The 17,780-nt window shown below is 60.6% G+C and carries 17 protein-coding genes and 1 pseudogene; 8 read left to right on the top strand and 10 right to left on the bottom strand.

What is annotated here, in order from left to right; all coding sequences use genetic code 11:
- Window positions 1-164: 164 nt before the first annotated feature.
- The 3 genes from mksF to mksB are packed head-to-tail and all read right to left on the bottom strand — an operon-like array spanning window position 165 to window position 4,970.
- A complete protein-coding gene (gene mksF / locus ACEN8Z_RS27385) occupies window positions 165-3,005 on the bottom strand; it encodes an Mks condensin complex protein MksF (protein ID WP_495596259.1) in 2,841 nt (946 codons plus the stop codon).
- A complete protein-coding gene (mksE, locus tag ACEN8Z_RS27380; RefSeq protein WP_007997015.1) occupies window positions 3,002-3,703 on the bottom strand; it encodes an Mks condensin complex protein MksE in 702 nt (233 codons plus the stop codon). The genes mksF and mksE overlap by 4 nt, the downstream gene beginning before the upstream one ends.
- Complete coding sequence (gene mksB, locus ACEN8Z_RS27375; protein ID WP_007997016.1) at window positions 3,693-4,970, bottom strand: Mks condensin complex protein MksB; 1,278 nt, start codon at window positions 4,968-4,970, stop codon at window positions 3,693-3,695. Before mksB ends, mksE begins: the two co-directional genes overlap by 11 nt.
- Window positions 4,971-5,206: 236 nt before the next feature.
- Between mksB and ACEN8Z_RS27370 the strand changes: the two genes are divergently transcribed.
- A complete protein-coding gene (locus ACEN8Z_RS27370) occupies window positions 5,207-5,953 on the top strand; it encodes an energy transducer TonB (protein ID WP_495598202.1) in 747 nt (248 codons plus the stop codon).
- Complete coding sequence (gene rimI / locus ACEN8Z_RS27365; RefSeq protein ID WP_007981794.1) at window positions 5,946-6,398, top strand: ribosomal protein S18-alanine N-acetyltransferase; 453 nt, start codon at window positions 5,946-5,948, stop codon at window positions 6,396-6,398. The genes ACEN8Z_RS27370 and rimI overlap by 8 nt, the downstream gene beginning before the upstream one ends.
- 120 nt (window positions 6,399-6,518) lie before the next feature.
- Here rimI and ACEN8Z_RS27360 read toward each other — a convergent pair whose 3' ends face one another.
- Window positions 6,519-6,911 (bottom strand): serine kinase/phosphatase, encoded by a 393-nt coding sequence (locus ACEN8Z_RS27360; RefSeq protein ID WP_495596258.1) that lies wholly within the window; start codon window positions 6,909-6,911, stop codon window positions 6,519-6,521.
- A 169-nt stretch (window positions 6,912-7,080) separates the two neighbouring features.
- Here ACEN8Z_RS27360 and can point away from each other — a divergent pair, with 169 nt between their 5' ends.
- On the top strand, window positions 7,081-7,725 hold the full coding sequence (gene can, locus ACEN8Z_RS27355; protein ID WP_495596257.1) for a carbonate dehydratase: 645 nt from the start codon (window positions 7,081-7,083) through the stop codon (window positions 7,723-7,725).
- 6 nt (window positions 7,726-7,731) lie between these two features.
- Here can and ACEN8Z_RS27350 read toward each other — a convergent pair whose 3' ends face one another.
- The 3 genes from ACEN8Z_RS27350 to ACEN8Z_RS27340 all read right to left on the bottom strand — a co-directional run bounded on the left by ACEN8Z_RS27350 (window position 7,732) and on the right by ACEN8Z_RS27340 (window position 11,183).
- Window positions 7,732-8,256: an SET domain-containing protein-lysine N-methyltransferase gene (locus ACEN8Z_RS27350; protein WP_495596256.1), complete on the bottom strand. Its 525-nt coding sequence runs from the start codon at window positions 8,254-8,256 to the stop codon at window positions 7,732-7,734.
- Between the two features lie 144 nt (window positions 8,257-8,400).
- Window positions 8,401-9,573, bottom strand: coding sequence for a hypothetical protein (locus ACEN8Z_RS27345; protein WP_495596255.1), 1,173 nt, complete (start codon window positions 9,571-9,573; stop codon window positions 8,401-8,403).
- Between the two features lie 191 nt (window positions 9,574-9,764).
- The gene (locus tag ACEN8Z_RS27340; RefSeq protein ID WP_495596254.1) at window positions 9,765-11,183 is read right to left on the bottom strand and encodes a short-chain fatty acid transporter; all 1,419 of its coding nucleotides are present in this window, start codon (window positions 11,181-11,183) and stop codon (window positions 9,765-9,767) included.
- 200 nt (window positions 11,184-11,383) lie between these two features.
- On the opposite strand from ACEN8Z_RS27340, the gene ACEN8Z_RS27335 reads away from it, so the two are divergent.
- The 4 genes and pseudogenes from ACEN8Z_RS27335 to ACEN8Z_RS27320 all read left to right on the top strand — a co-directional run bounded on the left by ACEN8Z_RS27335 (window position 11,384) and on the right by ACEN8Z_RS27320 (window position 14,821).
- Window positions 11,384-12,697 carry an MFS transporter gene (locus tag ACEN8Z_RS27335; RefSeq protein WP_495596253.1) on the top strand — a complete coding sequence of 438 codons (1,314 nt, stop codon included), beginning with the start codon at window positions 11,384-11,386 and terminating at the stop codon, window positions 12,695-12,697.
- Window positions 12,698-12,815: 118 nt separating this feature from the next.
- Window positions 12,816-13,544: pseudogene (locus ACEN8Z_RS27330) on the top strand (PAS domain-containing protein); the annotation flags it as partial.
- Window positions 13,524-14,132: a methyl-accepting chemotaxis protein gene (locus tag ACEN8Z_RS27325; RefSeq protein ID WP_495598201.1), complete on the top strand. Its 609-nt coding sequence runs from the start codon at window positions 13,524-13,526 to the stop codon at window positions 14,130-14,132. The pseudogene ACEN8Z_RS27330 and the gene ACEN8Z_RS27325, both read left to right, overlap by 21 nt.
- An 89-nt stretch (window positions 14,133-14,221) precedes the next feature.
- On the top strand, window positions 14,222-14,821 hold the full coding sequence (locus ACEN8Z_RS27320; RefSeq protein WP_495596252.1) for a flavin reductase family protein: 600 nt from the start codon (window positions 14,222-14,224) through the stop codon (window positions 14,819-14,821).
- 12 nt (window positions 14,822-14,833) lie between these two features.
- Here the strand turns inward: ACEN8Z_RS27320 and ACEN8Z_RS27315 are convergent, their stop codons facing one another.
- A complete protein-coding gene (locus ACEN8Z_RS27315) occupies window positions 14,834-15,202 on the bottom strand; it encodes a cupin domain-containing protein (RefSeq protein WP_007997141.1) in 369 nt (122 codons plus the stop codon).
- Window positions 15,203-15,278: 76 nt separating this feature from the next.
- Window positions 15,279-16,088: an AraC family transcriptional regulator gene (locus tag ACEN8Z_RS27310; protein WP_495596251.1), complete on the bottom strand. Its 810-nt coding sequence runs from the start codon at window positions 16,086-16,088 to the stop codon at window positions 15,279-15,281.
- A 165-nt stretch (window positions 16,089-16,253) separates the two neighbouring features.
- On the opposite strand from ACEN8Z_RS27310, the gene ddlA reads away from it, so the two are divergent.
- Window positions 16,254-17,348 (top strand): D-alanine--D-alanine ligase, encoded by a 1,095-nt coding sequence (ddlA, locus tag ACEN8Z_RS27305; protein WP_495596250.1) that lies wholly within the window; start codon window positions 16,254-16,256, stop codon window positions 17,346-17,348.
- 57 nt (window positions 17,349-17,405) lie between these two features.
- Here the strand turns inward: ddlA and ACEN8Z_RS27300 are convergent, their stop codons facing one another.
- Complete coding sequence (locus ACEN8Z_RS27300) at window positions 17,406-17,777, bottom strand: helix-turn-helix domain-containing protein (protein ID WP_095945264.1); 372 nt, start codon at window positions 17,775-17,777, stop codon at window positions 17,406-17,408.
- Window positions 17,778-17,780 lie beyond the last annotated feature (3 nt).

Below are 17,780 nucleotides of genomic sequence, written 5' to 3'. Positions count from 1 at the left end.
ACAGGGGCTGGGTTGTTCCTGAAGAAATAGGATCAAATGTGGGAGCGGGCTTGCTCCGGGCGGCGTTCCGACGAAGAGGCCCTTGAGCTCACTGAAAATCTGATTCAGCGCCCACAAAAAAGGCCGCGACCCATAGGATCGCGGCCTTTTTATTGCTTCAAGCCTCAGACCGCATCCAGCTCCGGTTCATCCGCTTGTTCGTTGACCGTTGCCTTGACCTGGTCGTGGCGACGGATGTACTTCCAGTCCGCCTCGTCGATGTAGATACCGGCCGGGCCGCTGCCGCCTTCCAGGTCGATGGCGACGCTGGCGCAGACCTGCGGCTTCACGCTCGCCAGAATCGGCACGAAGCCCAGTTGCAGGCTGGTTTCCAGCAAGGCGGCCTGGTTTTTCTCGTCGATGTCCGCGGCCTCGTCGAGGTAGTACGGCAGGCGCACGCGACCGGCCTGGTCACGGTCCATCAAGTGCAGCAACAAGTACATGTTGGTCAGTGCCTTGATGGTCATGGTGGTGCCGTTGGAGGCGGCGCCGTCGATGTCAGTGTGGATCACCGGCTGACCATTGACCTTGGTGATCTCGAACGCCAGTTCGAACAAGTCCTTGAGGCCGAGCTGGTTGTGGTTGGCCGCCACCAATCGCGCCAGGTATTCCTTGGCCTCTTCGTTCTTGTTGTCCTGCTCGGCGCTTTGGCTGAGGTCGAACACCGACAGGGTTTCGCCTTCCTCGTACTGACCGGCGCTGTGGATGATCTGGTCGATGTGCTTGAGCGCTTCCTTGTTCGGTGCGAGCACGATGCGGAAGCTTTGCAGGTTGGAGACCTGACGTTTGTTGATCTCGCGGTTGAACAGCGCCAGTTGGTGTTCGAGGCTGTCGTAGTCGCTGCGGATGTTGCGCAGGGTACGGGCGATGTCCGTCACGGCGGCACGGCGAGCCTTGCCCAGGGTCAGAGCTTCGTCAGTGCGGTGCGCATAGGCGTTGATCAACAATTGCAGGCGACGCTCCATATCGTCTTCGCTGTCGAACTTGGCCACGCCTTTGAGGCGCACCTGAGCGTACAGCGCTTCGATCTGGCCGTCGGCCCGCAGCAGGCCTTGCCAGCTGTCCTGATAGTCATTGAGTAGCGGCAGCAGGTTGTCCATGGAATCGTCGACCGGGTCCATGAACGGCGTGCCGAATGGCAGGTCCGCCGGCAGCAACTGACGGCGGCGCAGGGCGTCGTCGAGGGTGCGTTGCTTGGCTTCCATGTCGCCGATCTGCCGGCCGACCAGTTGCAGCTTGGCCGACAGTTGCTGGACGCGCTCGGTGAAGGCATCGCTGGAACGCTTCAATTCGTCCTGGGCCGCCTCCAGTTGTCCAAGCTGTTCCAGCTTGTCGCCTTCCTCGGCGCTCAGGGTTTGCGCGCGGCGGAAATCTTCCAGGGCTTTCTGCGCATCCAGCACTTGCTGGTACAGGGCTTCGGTCTGGGTCTTGCTCGCGGCGCGGTCGGCAGCCACGGCTTGCTGGGTTTTCAGTTGCTTGAGTTCTTTTTCCAGGCGTTCTTTCTGGTCGCGCAGGGCCGCGCGGTCAGCCAGGGCCTGCAAGGCCGGTGGTTCGATGTGCGAGATGTCGATGGACAGGCCCGGCACTTCGAAGCGTTCACCTTTGAAACCGTCGAGGATCAGCTCTACGGATTTGACCCACTCGCCGTCGTCGTCAAGGGTGATGCCGTGTTCACCCAACGGCAGGCTGAACAGTGCGCTGTTGAACAGGCGCATCAGGCGTTCGACGTCTTGCTGCGAGAATTCTTCGCGCAGACGGGCGTAGCTGTTGTTATCGGCGTGATCGAGTTGCTGCTTGACCGACTTCAGGCGTTTTTCCAGGTCACGCAAACGCTCGTCCAGGTCTTCGGCGCTGAACTGGCGGGATTGTGCGAGCGCACCTGCCAGTTCATCGTGAGCGTCCTTGGCGGCCAGCAGTTGCTGCTCCAGCACCTTGACGTCATCGATCAGGGCAAAGCGATGCTTGAGCACCGACAGTTCGCCGAGCCAGCGTTGGATGCCAGTGATTTCCCGCTCCAGGCGCATCAGTTCCTGAGTGCCGCCGCGCTGATCGTTTTGCAGGGCGTCCTGCTCGTTGCGGTAGTGCTCGGCCTGAATGGTCAGCTCTTCCTTGCGTGCACTGGCGTAGTCCGACCAGGTGCCCAGCAGGGAGTCGAGCAGCGGCGAGATCCGGTGCAGCTTGCCGCGCAGGATGTCGCGTTGCTTCACGCCGTTGGCCAGGGCTTCGACCAGCGGGCCGGCGGCGACCAGCGAGTTGTAGTCCTGCTCCATGCGGCGTACATCGCGGAACGCTTCTTCGCACGCGGCGATGTAGTCGACGCTGCCGGAACGCAAGCTGTGTTCGAAGGCATCGAGAAACAGTTGCTTGAGCTTGGCCGCGGTGATTTCGCGCATGTGCAGCAGGTTGATGAACAGCGCGCGGAAGGTCTTCAGGCTCTGCTCGCTGGTGGAGCGCAATGGAATCAGCGTCAGGTCCAGTGGAATCGAAGTGTGGCCACCGACCAGCAAGCGGCGTAGTTCGTCCGGCTTGAGTTCGTAGGCTTTCAGGCCTTCGCGTTCAAGGTTGGTGAACAGTTCTTTCTGGCGCAGGCAGGTGTCGTTCTTCTGGTAGTGGGCCAGGTCCAGTTTGCCGGCATAGGCAAAGAACTGGTGACCAAAACCGCCGCCCGGGCCGCGGCCGACCACACCGATCACGTGCGGACCGTGGGGCAGGTTCACCTCCACCAGGATGTAACTGGTGTCCGAGGCGAAGTAGAAGCGCCGGGACTGTTCCAGGCTGTACTTGCCGAAGCTCATGTCCGACATGCGCGCCAGGATCGGGAACTGCAGGGCGTTGATCGAGGCGGATTTACCGAGGTTGTTCGCGCCGTACACCGACAGTGGTTCTTCCAGCGGGAACAGACCGAGGCTGTAGCCGGCGGTATTCAAAAGGGCAAAGCGGCGGATGCCGTAACGTTCCTTGCTCATGCGTCGAGCTCCTGTTCTTCGGCGATGGCGCGGGCCAGGGCGTCTTCTTCGCTTTCGTCTTCAAACTCCGCTAGGTCGAGCGGGTCGTCGGTCTGCAGCAGTTTTTCGTCGCTGTCTTCGTCGATCAGCACCGGCACCGGCAACGGCAGCACGCTGTGCAGGCTGGCAGCCAGATCGCGGTCTTGCTGCACCGACAGGCAGACATCGAGGAAGCGGTGCATCGGCGGCAGGAATCGGTAGATGCCGTTTTCTTCGCTGGCAAAGCCGAGTTGGGTCATGCGGCGCATGATCTTTTCTTCCAGCTCGTCCTGGGTCTGCACTTCGGCCTGGATGAACAGATCGCGGTACTTTTCCAGCAATGACGGCAGCTCATCGCGGCCGAGGCTGCCGCCATCGAGCACGGAGATCGGGTCGCGGCCCTGATCGGCCAAGTGCTCGACGAGGATGAAGGTAAACAGCGCCAGGCGCTGGGCAGTCTTGTTCACCGCCGCCGCCGCGAGGTCCGGCACGAAGTAGTAGAAACCACGGGTGTCGCAGACCAGTTCAAAGCCCAGGGCCTTGAACAGCGTGCGGTACTGGTCCTGGAAGTTCGACAACTGTGCGTACAGCTCCGGATCGCGGCGGCTGACGTGGTAACCCTTGAACAGTTCGCGAAAGATCGGTGCCAGCTGGGACAGTTCGGATAGATCAAGATGCATAAGGAGTGCTCGCAGAATTCTCGGTGGCGTCATCGCTGACCGAGAGCAGGGCGAAGGAGCGCAGGCTGACCTGGTGCTCGTGAGTATGGTATTCGCGACGTTCCAGACGCTCGCGCTTGAAGCGTTTTTCCCGCGACAGGCGCGAGAACCAGTACAGCAATTCGTCGGTGGCGCCGTCCGGTTCCTGTTCCAGCAGCCAGGTCATCAGGTCCGGCATCGGCAGGGCGTCTTCGCAACGCTCGAGCATTTCCCGAACCGTGCGAGGCGCGCGCGGGGCTTCGCCTTTCTGGGTCTTGTGCGCTTTGGGGAAGCGTGCAGGTTTCGGTTCGAAACGGGCCAGGGCATAGACGTAGGCTTCGACCTGGCTGGCGCTGCCGAGGAAGGTGCTTTGCGGGCGGGTGAACATCGGCATCGCCGCCTGCGGCACGGCGTCGATGCCTTTGCGGCGGATCATCGACAGGGCCAATGCGGCGCCACGGGTCACGGCGTTGTGGCGACGGGCTTCTTCACGCAGCGGCAACAGCAGTTCGCGGGCATGACGCAGGGTCAGTTGAGCGCTGGTCTGCATTTCGAGGATGCGCGCGTGGGTGCGCAGCAGCATGTCGTCGTCGACCAGGTGGCCGAGGCGTTGCTGTTCGCTGAGCATTTTCAACAGGACGGTTTCGACCTTGCGCACGCCTTGTTCGAAGGCGCCATCGGCGTTCACCAGATCAATCATCGGCTCGACGTATTCGTCCCAGGTCGCCAGTACTTCAGCGTAACGCTGGCGCAACGGAATCTGCCGGTCGCTGGTTTTCGCCCGTTCGGCGACGGCCACCAGTGCCTGTTCGTCGTTATCGAGTTTTTTCAGCACGTCACGCACGCGCATGTCGAGCAGACGCAACTGGCGGGCCAGATCATTGCCATCGCGGATATCGAACGCGTCCTGGATATAACCGGCCAGACGCTCGAGGTGGCGCAGGTAGGCTTCGATTTCCAGGCACAGGCCCAGGCGGTGTTCGCGGCGCAGGTAGGCGAGGAAGTCGTGAATCTGCGCATTGAGCTCGAAACGGTTCGGGCTTTTGGCCACGGGAACCAGGATGTCGAGGCGAATCCACACGTCGAGCAGGCTGGTGATGTCCTGCGGCGTACTGTCGAGTTGCTGGGCGGCCAGTTGCGTGCGCAGTTCGTTCAGGCTCAGTGTGCCTTGGTCGAAGTGCTCGCACAGTGGCTCCAGAAGTGCCCAGTGTTCAGCGAGGGCGCGCAAGACGCGCTTGGGTTCGATCATCGGAATGGCCGGCTGGTTGGCGATTAAAAGCCGCGATTGTACTGCATCGTGGGCAATGCGATTCACTCTCGGGACGGGCTGTCGCCATTTTTCATAGGTGGAAAGACTATCGGTAAAGTCTATCGATCAACAGCGCGCGATCTTGTGCGAACGGCGGTAGAATCAGCGCACTTTAGTTATCCACAAGTGGCCGACCTTTGCTTATCGAGTCCCGTCGTCGCGCTTATCTGGCCGCCATGCAGGTGGTCAACTGGCTGCCGCGCACCGAATTGCCCTTTGCCGCGCCGTCGCGGCCCGAGCTGCTGAAGATCCCCGAGCCGGTTGTGGTCGCGCCTGTCGTGCCCGCTGTTGTGGCTGAGACGCCCGTAGCGCCTGTGGCCAAGCCGGTCGAGCGGGTGAAGATCGAGGTGCCACGGCCATCGCTGGCAAGCACGCGCACCGGTGCCAAACCGGTGGAAGAGGCCGAAGAGGCGCCGGTCGTGGTCAAGGCGCCGATCGTGCCGCCCCCGCGTTTCGCCCTGCAATTGCTGCGGGCCGGGCGTTGCCTGCTGCTGGTGGAGTTACCCACAGGCGAACCCTTCCAGACTCGTGATCCTGCTTACCTGCTGCTCAAAGACATGTTGCGCGCCGCCGGTCTGCCGGACAGCCCGCAAATCGTCGGCGAGCCGGTACGCTGGCCGTTGCTGGTGCGTGGCACGATGGATCAAGGCCCGGAAGCGGCCCGCGATTTCGTGCAAGGTTTTCTCTCGGTGCGGATGGAAGAAACGCCATGCGCCTGCTTGTGGCTGATCGGCCTGCCCGCCGTGCGATTTGCCGGCGAAGCGGATGCCGAGGCGTTCAATCGCGAGTTGCAGATCGAAGGCCTGGGCCCGGCCTGGGCGGTGCCGGGCCTGGAATTATTAATGGAAGAGCCACAGCGTAAGGCTGATGTCTGGCAAGCCATGCGTCGGCTGATGGCGCGCTGGAAAGAATCGAATGAGTGACGCTGTATCGTTTCGCCCGATGACCGAGGCGGACCTGGAAGCTGTACTGAAAATCGAATACGCGGCCTACAGCCATCCCTGGACCCGCGGGATTTTTCTCGATGGCCTGGGCAAGTACCAGATCTGGCTGATGTTCGAAGGTCAGCAACAGGTAGGCCACGGTGTGGTGCAGATCATCCTCGACGAGGCGCACCTGCTGAACATTACGGTCAAGCCGGAAAACCAGGGCCGTGGCCTGGGGCTGACATTGCTTGAGCATTTGATGTCGATTGCCTACAAGGCCGACGCCCGGGAGTGTTTCCTGGAAGTGCGCGACAGCAATACCGCAGCGTTCAAGCTGTATGAGCGCTACGGTTTCAACGAGATCGGCCGGCGTCGGGATTACTACCCGGCGGTGGGCGGGCGCGAAGATGCGGTGGTCATGGCCTGTACTTTGGTGGATTGAGCTTGAAAGCTTCGCCGGATCGCCTTCGCGAGCAAGCCCGCTCCCACAGGAGATTTATGCCGTACATAAAACCTGTGGGAGCGAGCTTGCTCGCGATGAGGGCCTGACAGACACCAAAGATCAGCGCTTGCCGTCCATCGGATCGCGCAGTGCCAGTTCCGCCTCATCCAGGCCATTGCCACCGCCAATTTCGTCCTCGTCGACGATGCTCAGGTCCCAGTCCGCACTACTATCATTGCCCGCCTCATGGGCATCCCGGGCGCCGTCTTCACGGATCAGGGTTTCCGGGCTCAGGTCATCGTCGGTAGGTTGATCGTCATCGGTCAGGCCCGCTTCACGTACGCGCTGGCGTGGCATCAGTTGCTCGCGCTCCTTTTCCAGCCGTTCGTCACCGATTCTGGCGCTGGGATCTTCTTCGTCGAAATCCAGCTCACGCACCGAGCCCATGCGGTCTTCGTCGTCATCGATGGGTTCCGGTTGCTCCGCATCGTACGGACGTCGTGAATCATTCATGGTAATTCCTCATACTGTAGGCCCTACTACGGTTGACCCGCGTGGCTACCGAGAATTCCACCGGCATGGAGCCCCGTGTTCCGGATCAGGAGAGTATCTGCATTTTCGCGCGTGACCCCGACGGACGGTTGTCAGTCAAAGCTGCGCATCATTCTTGAGGCTTCAAAGCATGAACGAATTACAAGATCTGATTGATAACAACGAGCGTTGGGCCGCTGCGATCAAAGAGGAAGATCCTGACTTCTTCGCCAAGCTGGCTCGCCAACAGACTCCGGAGTTCCTGTGGATCGGCTGTTCCGACGCCCGGGTGCCGGCCAACGAGATCGTCGGCATGTTGCCGGGCGATCTGTTCGTACACCGTAATGTGGCCAACGTCGTGCTGCACACCGACCTTAACTGCCTGTCGGTGATTCAGTACGCGGTCGATGTACTCAAGGTCAAACACATTCTGGTTACCGGCCACTATGGCTGCGGAGGTGTGCGCGCCGCGATGCAGGATCGCCAGTTCGGTTTGATCGACGGCTGGCTGCGTTCGATTCGAGACCTCTACTACGAGAAGCGCGAAGAGCTCGCCAAACTGGCCACCGAAGAGGAGCAGGTCGACCGCCTCTGCGAACTCAACGTGATTCAGCAAGTGGCCAACGTAGGGCACACCAGCATTGTGCAAAACGCCTGGCACCGCGGGCAGAGCCTGTCGATCCACGGCTGCATCTACGGCATCAAGGACGGTCGCTGGAAAAGCCTGAATGCCACCATCAGTGGTTTCGAGCAGTTGCCGCCGCAGTACCGCCTGCGTCCGTTCGAACCCCTGTAAAGCCCTTCAGCGCAGACTTTGCCGACGCCACTGTTGCAAAAACAGCTGGCCGTCGGCGTTTGGCGATTCATCGTAGCCGGTGATCCAGCCCCGACAGTTATACGAACCGCAGCGACAGGCAAACTGGCGCAGCAGTTTGTCTTCCGTGGCGGCGTAATCCATCGACAGCCAGTCGCCCTTTTGTATGTCTTTCAACGCCCACAACCACAGTTCACTCATGTCCAGAAAGACATTCGGGTCGCAGGAGTGTCGCAGCAGCCCACAGAAACGCGGGTCGTAGACATGCACACCAGGCGCCAGTTGCCGTGTATGCCGGCGGCGATAGGGCAGCAAATGCCCCGATACCCGGCAGATTCGGCTGATACGGGGGAATTCGCGTAGCGCCACGGCGGCCTTTGCCGTGCCTTTGTCGTTGGTGAGGATTTCAAAATCGTCCAGAGACGGAAATCCGAGGTGAAGGGGCAACGCCACAAAAGGGTAAACACCCTGCGGCGGTGGTGCGAGAGACTTGCGCAGCGCATTGGCTTTCATAACGATCCTTGTCGGCTAGGTGCTGCGACTTCCATCGGCTGACGATCCTGTCAGCGCCGCAGCACTTGGGTACGGCCCAAGCCTCTCGCAGATATCGCGGGCGGTCTACTGTCATAACTGACAGGTTGACTGCCAATGGTCGGTTTACAGCGGTGGAGTGGGCAGGGCAGTGGCTGGCGCTGGCGCCTTGAGCTGTTTGAGCTGCAACTGGATCGCTGCCGTCGAGCATTTGGCCGCCGCCTGTCCCGGCGTCAGGTTGCGAATCGAGGTGTAGAACAGCGCACAGGTTTTATCTTTCTCGGCCACTTGCCAGGTTTGCGTGCAGGTTTTCAGCTCGACATCGGCATTGCTGTCCGGTTGGCGGCCCATGGAGGCCTGCCAGCACGCAGCACTCAAATCCTGGCCCATGACTTTCAGGCCCGCTGCATCGGCCTTGGCCTTGGCATCGTTGCCGGAATAGTTCGCCGGGTCGGCGGCGTACCAGATGTAGCTCGGGTGATTGGAGCCCAGCACCCGCACCGTTACCCCTGCACTCGGACTGATCGTCGCCAGGCCCAGCACGTTTACGGTCGCCCCGTATTGTTGCTTGATCCAGTTACGCACCGGTGCGCCGAAGGCGACCATCGGCAATGCTTCACCGCTGGCGTTCAGGCTGACATTCCTGACCATGGTGGTCTGGTAGTCGTTGAAGTAGCTGTAGACGCCCTCCAGGTCCTTGCCTGCGTTGGATGGGGCGGCGATAGGGGCGATGTCGACAATGGTCTGAAAGCCTGGCGTCTGCTCGGCCGGGATGCCATTGGCGGTGAGCAACGTGGCCCAACGATCCGTGGTGGCGGACTTCAGATAATCCTGGGCCTGAGTCAACGAATAGTCGGGCGGGAAGTGCAGCAACTCGACACTTTTGCGGTTCTCCAGGGCCATGCCCAGCGGCAGGAACAGATACCAGCTATACGCCCATTTGCCGTCGGCATTCAGTTTGCTGGCGCCGTTATAGGCCAGGTCACCGGCATCGAGCAGCGCAGCCAAAGGTTTTTCATAGCCGTTGGGCACGCCGATGATTTCAGCGTGGAGCTGACCATTGTCGGTTTTGACCAGAACCTTAGCGTCGCCGTAGCCATCGCGTTGCACGCTCTGGGTCAGGTAATGCTCCACGGTTTGCTCAAGCGTCCAGTTGCGAAAGCAGATCACGTTGCAATTGTTGGGGTAGGCGAAGAGGCGGGTAACGCGTTCGGTAGTGCCCAGCTTCAGGGCGACATCGGCGTGGGCAGCGGCACTCAGGGTGAGGGCCGCGAGGGTGAGTCCTGCGAGTTTTAGCATGCTCAGATCCTTTTCAGCGTGGGTTCCCGGTAGCGGAGTACTACGTACTGAAACCGCTGGTGGCACATTTCAAATGTGGGAGCGGGCTTGCTCGCGAATGCATTGGATCAATCGACCTCCACGTTGATTGACACACCGCCTTCGCGAGCAAGCCCGCTCCCACATGTACTTTCGTAGGTTGTAAATTCAGGCTATGGCATCACCGGCGGCGTATAGGCCAGCGTCGTCCCCAACACCCAGAGTAGCAGCAGCACCAGCGGCGTGTGCACCAGCAACTGCACGAACGAGAAACCGATCAAGTCCCGCGCCTTCAACCCCAGCACGCCCAGCAACGGCAGCATGTAGAACGGATTGATCAGGTTCGGCAAGGCTTCGGCGGCGTTGTAGATCTGTACGGCCCAACCCAGGTGATAGTTCAGGTCATTGGCCACCTGCATGACGTACGGCGCTTCGATGATCCACTTGCCACCACCGGACGGAATGAAGAAACCGAGGATTGCCGAGTACACGCCCATCAGCAGGGCATAGGTGTCGTGGGAGGCAATGCTGACGAAAAAGGTCGAGATGTGGTGCGCCAGGGTCTGCGCATCGGCGCCTTTGACCGTGGTCATCAACGCGGCGATCGAGCCGTACAGCGGGAACTGGATCAACACGCCAGTGGTGGTCGGCACCGCGCGGGCCACGGCGTCAAGAAAGCTGCGTGGGCGCCAGTGCAGCAGGGCGCCGAGCATGATGAACAGGAAGTTGTAGGTGTTCAGCCCGGAAATCGCGCTGATGGCCGGTTTGGTCGAGAACTCGTGGAACAGCCAGCCACCGGCCAGCAGCACCAGCAGGATCATCAGCAGCGGGCTGTATTCCAGCCATTCGCCGGGGCGGGTGCGTGGTTGCAGCGGCGGCAGGTTGAAACTCGGGTCGACACCGCAGGCCTTGGCGTCACGCGCCGAGTTCGGGCCGGGGGCGGTCGCGTAGGCAATGATCAGCGAGATGACGATCAAGGCCAGCAACATCACGCCGGACTGCCAGAGAAATATCGTCTGGGTGAATGGAATCACCCCGGTGATCGACAGAATCGACGGCGGCAGGCTCGCCGGGTTGGCCTGCAACTGTGCAGCGGACGACGACAGGCCCAGGGCCCACACAGCACCGAGACCCAGATAGGCGGCGGCACCGGCAGCACGATAGTCCATCTTCAGATCGGTACGACGGGCAAGGGCGCGCACCAGCAAACCACCGAACACCAGGGACAGGCCCCAGTTCAGCAACGACGCGACCATCGAAATCAACGCGACCCAGGCCACGGCGGAGCGGCCGTTTTTCGGCAGTTTGGCCAGACGGTCAATCAGCTTCACCGCCGGCGGCGAACTGGCGACCACATAACCGCCGATCACTACGAAGGCCATCTGCATGGTGAAGGGGATCAGGCTCCAGAAGCCATCACCAAAGGCCATGGCCGCGTCGGTGGGTTTGGCTCCCATCGCCATGGTGGCCAGGGCCACGATAATCACTGCCAGGGCAGCAAACACCCAGGAGTCGGGAAACCAGCGTTCGGCAAAACTTGAGCAGCGCAGGGCAAAGCGGGCGGAGCGGCTATCTTCGATATCAGCGGCCACGGGAGTACCTCGAATTTTTATGTTTGTTGTGGTCTTCGGGGCAGTAACCGCCCGTCTGGACAGACCCCAACATTAATTCAACCCGAGGATTTTTGCGGGGCTGTTTTGTGGCTATGGGACTTTGGTCTAACGGGTTGTCCGCCAGCGCGTTTGCGTAGACCATGGGCGCCTTGGTTTTTGCCTGTGCCAGAGTTCTTTTCATGACTGCCAACACCGATTCGCGCCCGGCGCCATTCAGCCGCTCGGACTACAAGACCCTGGGGCTCGCTGCCCTTGGCGGGGCGCTGGAAATCTACGACTTCATCATTTTCGTGTTTTTCGCCCTGACCCTCAGTCAGTTGTTCTTCCCGCCGGAAATGCCCGAGTGGCTACGTTTACTGCAAAGCTTCGGGATCTTCGTCACCGGTTACTTGGCGCGACCGTTGGGCGGCATACTGATGGCGCACTTCGCCGACCGTTTGGGGCGCAAGAAAGTCTTCAGCCTGAGCATCCTGATGATGGCGTTGCCGTGCCTGCTGATCGGGATCATGCCGACCTACACGCAAATCGGATATTTTGCACCGTTGCTGCTGTTGGCCCTGCGCATCCTCCAGGGCGCGGCGGTGGGCGGCGAAGTGCCGAGTGCCTGGGTATTCGTCGCCGAGCATGCGCCGATCGGTCATCGAGGCTACGCCTTGGGTTTCCTGCAGGCGGGGCTGACATTCGGCTATCTGATCGGTGCATTGACCGCAACCTTCCTGGCGCAGGCATTCACTCCGGCAGAAATTCTCGATTACGCCTGGCGTTACCCATTCCTGCTCGGCGGCGTGTTCGGAGTGATAGGCGTATGGCTGCGTCGCTGGCTCAGCGAAACCCCGGTGTTCATGGCCATGCAGGCGCAGCGCGAGGCGGCCGGCGAACTGCCACTGCGCACGGTCTTGCGTGAGCATCGCCTGGCCATTTTGCCTGCGATGATTCTCACCTGTGTGCTGACCTCGGCCGTGGTGGTCTTCGTGGTCATTACCCCGACCATGATGCAGAAAACCTTTGGCATGACCGCCAGCCATACCTTCGCCTTGAGCGCATTGGGCATCGTGTTCTTGAACATCGGCTGCGTGCTCGCCGGTCTGCTGGTCGACCGCATTGGCGCCTGGCGCACGGTGATGCTCTATAGCCTGCTGCTGCCGCTGGGCATCGGTGTGCTTTACAGCAGCCTGATCATGGGCGGCGACTGGATCGGCCTGGCCTATGCCGTGGCGGGGCTGTCCTGCGGGGTGGTCGGTGCGGTGCCATCGGTGATGGTCAGCCTGTTCCCGGCGCGGATTCGCGTCTCGGGCATCTCGTTCACCTACAACATTGCCTACGCCGCGTGGGCAAGTGTCACGCCGCTGTTGTTGATCGGCCTGATGCCGTGGAGTCCATGGATCTGTGTGATGTTCAGTGCGGTGATGGGGGCGGTGGGCATGGGCAGTGCGGCGTATTTCGGTGCGCGGATGCCGAGAGTCGCAGGCTGTTCTGCCGCGGGCGCGCATTGATTGTGCGGCTTGGAAATATTTTTTGTAGGACAAGCCTGAAGCACGCTTAAGAAAATGTTTCCAAGGCCGATGGTTAGGCTGCATATCGCTTTCTACCCCTGTCCATCGGTGCTTTCCCATGTTCAATAAACGCTTGAAGCAGGAGCTGTCGGCTCTTCGTGAAGAACTCTCCAGCCTCCAGCAAGTGAAGGAAAGTCTGGAAAGCGAGATGCTGGTGCTGACCCTCGACAGCGATGGACGGATTCAGTCGGTCAATCAGAACTTCCTTGGCGAAATGCATTACAAGAGCGCCGACCTGATTGGCCGACACATCGACGACTTCGTCCCGGATCACGTGAAATCCGACGAATTCCAGCAGCGTTTCAAGAACGCACTGACCCGTGGCGAGCACTTCGCCGGTGCGGTGCGCCTGTTGCGCGGCACGGGGCAGGAAGCGTGGTTGCGCTCGATCCTGCAACCGGTGCGCTCGGCGGATGGGCGGATCAAGTGTTTTTCGATCTTCTCCAGCGACCTGACCCGCACCATCGAGGCTTCTCGCGAACACGAGAACCTGATCGGTGCGCTGGTTCGCTCCACGGCGGTGATCGAATTCGACCTCAACGGCAACGTGCTGACCGCCAACGACCGCTTCCTCGGTGGCATGGGTTACAGCCTGGCGCAGATCAAGGGCAAGCATCACCGTACCTTCTGCCTGCCGGAGGAATACAACAGTGCCGAGTACCAGAACTTCTGGCGTCGCCTGAATGCGGGCGAGTACGTGGCTGACCGTTTTAAACGCGTCGACAGCCATGGTCGGACGGTCTGGCTGGAGGCGTCCTATAACCCGGTGACCGACGCCAACAATAATCTCTACAAGGTGGTGAAGTTCGCCACGGTGATCACCGATCAGGTCAATCAGGAACAAGCCGTTGCCGAGGCCGCCAACATTGCCTACGGCACCTCGCAACAAACTGACCGAAGCGCCCAGCGCGGTAACGCCGTGGTGACCCAGGCCGTGGACGTGATGCGTGATCTGGCCAAGCATATGCAAACCGCCGGCGAAGGCATCGAAGCCCTGAACGAGCAGTCGCTGGTGATCGGTACCATCGTCAAAACCATCAGTGGCATTGCCGAGCAGACCAACCTGCTGGCGCTCAACGCGGCCATCGAAGCGGCGCGCGCGGGCGAACAGGGTCGGGGCTTCGCCGTGGTGGCGGATGAAGTCCGGCAACTGGCTTCGCGCACCAGCCAGGCCACCGACGAAATTGTCCTCGTGGTGCGGCAGAACCAGGACATGGCGCGCAACGCCGTGGCGCTGATGACCGACGGCAAGCTTCAGGCCGAACAGGGCCTGGCACTGGCGGCGGAAGCGGGTACGGTGATTGTCGAGATCCAGGACGGCGCGCAGAAAGTGGTCAATGCGGTGGGGCAGTTTGCCAATCAACTCACTAACTGACCTGCGATCAGCTCTTGGTGGGAGCAAGCCCGCTCCCACAGGGTTACGTGGGCGCTACAATCGGCTCTTTTCCCCTGGAGCAGACTTCCATGAGCGTTTCTCACCGCCGTCCGGTTCCCTTGTCCAAGGCCTATCGTCTGCTCAATCACGGGCCGACCGTGCTGGTCAGCGCAGCCCACGGTGGCCAGCGCAATATCATGGCGGCAGCCTGGGCCATGCCGCTGGATTTCGAACCACCGAAAATTGCCGTGGTGCTGGACAAGTCCACCTGGACTCGCCAGTTGCTGGAAGCCTCGGGCACTTTTGTACTGAACGTGCCGTGTGCTGCCCAGGCCGACATTGTGCAGACCGTCGGTTCGACCTCCGGCCTGGAGTTGACCCAGGGCCAGGGACGCGACAAGTTCGAGACCTACAACTTGCAGACCTTCACCGGCCAGTCGGTTGATGCGCCGATGCTCGAAGGTTGCGTGGCCTGGCTGGAATGTCGCCTGTTGCCGGAGCCGAACAACCACCAGCAGTACGATCTGTTCCTGGCCGAAGTGATTGCCGCCCAGGCTGACGAGCGCGTGTTCAGCGAAGGGCGCTGGCACTTCGAAGGTCAAGACGCCTTGCGCACCTTGCACCATGTGGCGGGCGGGCACTTCCTGACCATTGGTGAGCCGGTGGACGGCAAGACCTTGCAGGCCTAAGTCGGCCGGTGCTCAGATCCACACATCATTTTCTGCCGTGCGCTCGCCACCTTCGCTGCCCGTGTTGAGCACGCCCTTGGGTTCGATCAGCAGGAGTTTTACCTCCTGCCCGGCACAGGGTTTGTGCTCGACGCCTTTGGGCACTACGTACATTTCCCCGGCGTTCACCAGCACGTGGCCATCGCGAAAGTCGATGCGTAACTGGCCTTCCAGAACGATGAAGGTTTCGTCGGTATCAAGGTGGTCGTGCCAGATAAAGTCCCCTAGCAGCTTCACCACCTTGAACTGGTAGTCGTTCATTTCGGCGATGACCCGGGGCGACCAGTGCGAGTCGATCCGGTTGATTTTTTCAGCGAAGTTCAGGCTTTCGTAAGCGTTCATGAAACAGCTCTCGCGGTTGTTTGTGAACCCACGATAGCCAGCGACTCAGCGCGCTTCTTGTACGATTGTGCGTGGCTCAACGGCGCAGCATTTTCATCCAGCGGGCCGGTGACAGGCCGTAGGTTTTGCTGAATTGCCGAGTCATGTGGCTCTGGTCGGTGAAGCCTGCGATCAGCGCGGCACTGACCAGCGTCTGACCCTGAATCAGTAGCGCACGGACCAGGTCCAGACGCCGCATGGTCAGGTAACGGTAGGGGCTGGTGCCGAACAACAGGCGAAAATCCCGGGACAGGCTCCAGCGATCCCGACCGCTATGCTGCGCCAGTTCATCGAGTGTCACGGTACGATCGAGGGCGCCGTGGATGTATTCCCGCGCGCGTTGCGCGGCCACGTAATCGAAACCCGAGCGCTTGTCCGACGCACCGGAAACGGTGCTCAAGGCTTGCGCCAGATCGAACAGCGCATCCTGTTCTTCCAGCGGGTCGAGCGGGCAATCCAGGCTGCGCAGCAACGCGCCCGTGGCGGCGAACAAGCGGGGATCGTTCGACAGCCCGGTCTTGATGAATGGCAGTGCTCGCCCGCCGAGTATCTGCTGGATCAGCGCCGGTTCGATGTACATCATCCGGTACTGGAAACCGGACTCGGTACCGGCCTCGCCATCGTGGGCTTCGTCCGGGTGCAGCACGATCGTTGCGCCCGGCAGGCTGTGACGCCAGCCGCCGCGATACTGAAAGCTCTGCACTCCGGCCAGGGTGTGGCCGATGGCATAAGTGTCGTGGCGGTGAAGGTCGTAGCCATGGCCGGCAAAAAACGCCTCGAAACGCTGAAGCCCACCGACATCGGGCGCGCGAAGGAACCAGTCATTTCGAGGCGGACGCTTGGCCATGGTGATGATCGTCTTGAGCTTGATGCACAACACGGTAACCCAGGCAGCGGTTCCCTGTCTTCTGATCGGATGGAGGCTTGCCCGCTAGAAAACCAAGGGCAAATACTGCACTGTGGGGCGCATTCGCTACAGGTCGTTTTTTATTTGTCAGGATGAGGCCAGGTCATGAGCAAGCTGCGCGTGGGGATCATTTTCGGGGGCCGTTCGGCGGAACATGAGGTGTCGCTGCAGTCGGCGAAAAACATCGTCGATGCGCTGGATCGTTCACGCTTCGAGCCGGTGCTGATCGGCATCGACAAACAAGGCCACTGGCACCTCAACGACCCTTCCAACTTTTTGCTGAATCAGGAAAACCCGGCGCTGATCGCCCTCAATCAATCCAATCGCGAACTGGCAGTGGTGCCGGGCAAGGCCAGCCAGCAACTGGTGGAAACTTCCAGCCAGGAAATGCTCGGCCATGTCGATGTGATCTTCCCGATCGTCCACGGCACCCTCGGTGAAGACGGTTGCCTGCAGGGTTTGCTGCGCATGGCCGATCTGCCGTTTGTCGGCTCCGATGTGCTCGGTTCGGCCGTCTGCATGGACAAGGACATCAGTAAGCGCCTGCTGCGTGATGCCGGCCTGGCCGTGACGCCGTTCGTGACATTGACCCGCGCCACGGCGGCGCGCACCGGGTTTGCCGAGGTTCAGTCCCGGCTCGGCCTGCCGCTGTTCGTCAAACCGGCGAATCAGGGCTCTTCCGTGGGGGTGAGCAAAGTCACCGATGAGGCCGAATACACCTCGGCGGTGGAACTGGCCTTGAGTTTCGATACCAAGGTGTTGATCGAATCTGCCGTCAGCGGCCGCGAGATTGAATGCGCAGTGCTCGGCAATGAAGACGCCATCGCCAGTGGCTGCGGCGAGATCGTGGTGCACAGCGGGTTCTACTCCTACGACAGCAAATACATCGACGACAAGGCCGCTGAAGTGGTGGTGCCGGCCAATATCAGCGTCGAGGCCAGCGAGCGCATTCGCGCCCTGGCCGTCGAGGCATTTCAGATACTGGGTTGCTCCGGCCTGGCCCGCGTCGATGTGTTCCTGACCGACAGCGGCGAAGTGCTGATCAACGAAATCAATTCGCTGCCCGGCTTCACCCGCATCAGCATGTACCCGAAACTGTGGCAGGCCACCGGCATGACCTACAGCGAACTGGTGACGCGATTGATCGAGCTGGCGCTGGAAAAGCACCAGGTTCGGCAGGGGTTGAAGATCAGTCGATAAGTGGAGTACTGCATCATCCGTATTATCGGTGGGTATGCTTGCAAGAGCCGACCCTGATCAAGCGTGCTTGACCGGTTTGATCAGGCTCTGGGCGGGTATCCCGAACAGCTCGTGCAGTTTCCAGATCATCGGAAGCGTCAACGCTCGCTTGCCGTTGAGTACTTCATAAACACGATTTGTGCGGCCGATGGCGGGTGCAAGATCGGCGGCGGACAACCCGGACTGCTCCATTCTGAACTTGATCGCATCGATAGGGTTGGGTAAGTCGACCGGGAAGTGCTTCGACTCATACGACTCGATCAGCGTAATCATGATGTCAAAGTAATCTCCCTCGGGAGTGCCAATTTCTGGTTCATTCTCAAACAGTGCAGACACGCTCTTGAGCGCGGCGCGGTAATCCTCTTCGGTGTGAATCGGATGAATGTTCATGGG

The sequence above is a fragment of the Pseudomonas sp. Pseusp10 genome (genome assembly GCF_059492225.1).
The sequence above is the reverse complement of the archived record's forward strand: the minus strand, read 5'-3'. Positions and strand labels throughout refer to the sequence as shown.

Coding starts and splice junctions, on each gene's coding strand:
- mksF (WP_495596259.1), bottom strand. CDS start 3,005: ATGAGCAAGGAACGTTACGGCATCCGCCGCTTTGCCCTTTTGAATACC.
- mksE (WP_007997015.1), bottom strand. CDS start 3,703: ATGCATCTTGATCTATCCGAACTGTCCCAGCTGGCACCGATCTTTCGC.
- mksB (WP_007997016.1), bottom strand. CDS start 4,970: ATGATCGAACCCAAGCGCGTCTTGCGCGCCCTCGCTGAACACTGGGCA.
- ACEN8Z_RS27370 (WP_495598202.1), top strand. CDS start 5,207: ATGCAGGTGGTCAACTGGCTGCCGCGCACCGAATTGCCCTTTGCCGCG.
- rimI (WP_007981794.1), top strand. CDS start 5,946: ATGAGTGACGCTGTATCGTTTCGCCCGATGACCGAGGCGGACCTGGAA.
- ACEN8Z_RS27360 (WP_495596258.1), bottom strand. CDS start 6,911: ATGAATGATTCACGACGTCCGTACGATGCGGAGCAACCGGAACCCATC.
- can (WP_495596257.1), top strand. CDS start 7,081: ATGAACGAATTACAAGATCTGATTGATAACAACGAGCGTTGGGCCGCT.
- ACEN8Z_RS27350 (WP_495596256.1), bottom strand. CDS start 8,256: ATGAAAGCCAATGCGCTGCGCAAGTCTCTCGCACCACCGCCGCAGGGT.
- ACEN8Z_RS27345 (WP_495596255.1), bottom strand. CDS start 9,573: ATGCTAAAACTCGCAGGACTCACCCTCGCGGCCCTCACCCTGAGTGCC.
- ACEN8Z_RS27335 (WP_495596253.1), top strand. CDS start 11,384: ATGACTGCCAACACCGATTCGCGCCCGGCGCCATTCAGCCGCTCGGAC.
- ACEN8Z_RS27320 (WP_495596252.1), top strand. CDS start 14,222: ATGAGCGTTTCTCACCGCCGTCCGGTTCCCTTGTCCAAGGCCTATCGT.
- ACEN8Z_RS27315 (WP_007997141.1), bottom strand. CDS start 15,202: ATGAACGCTTACGAAAGCCTGAACTTCGCTGAAAAAATCAACCGGATC.
- ACEN8Z_RS27310 (WP_495596251.1), bottom strand. CDS start 16,088: ATGGCCAAGCGTCCGCCTCGAAATGACTGGTTCCTTCGCGCGCCCGAT.
- ddlA (WP_495596250.1), top strand. CDS start 16,254: ATGAGCAAGCTGCGCGTGGGGATCATTTTCGGGGGCCGTTCGGCGGAA.
- ACEN8Z_RS27300 (WP_095945264.1), bottom strand. CDS start 17,777: ATGAACATTCATCCGATTCACACCGAAGAGGATTACCGCGCCGCGCTC.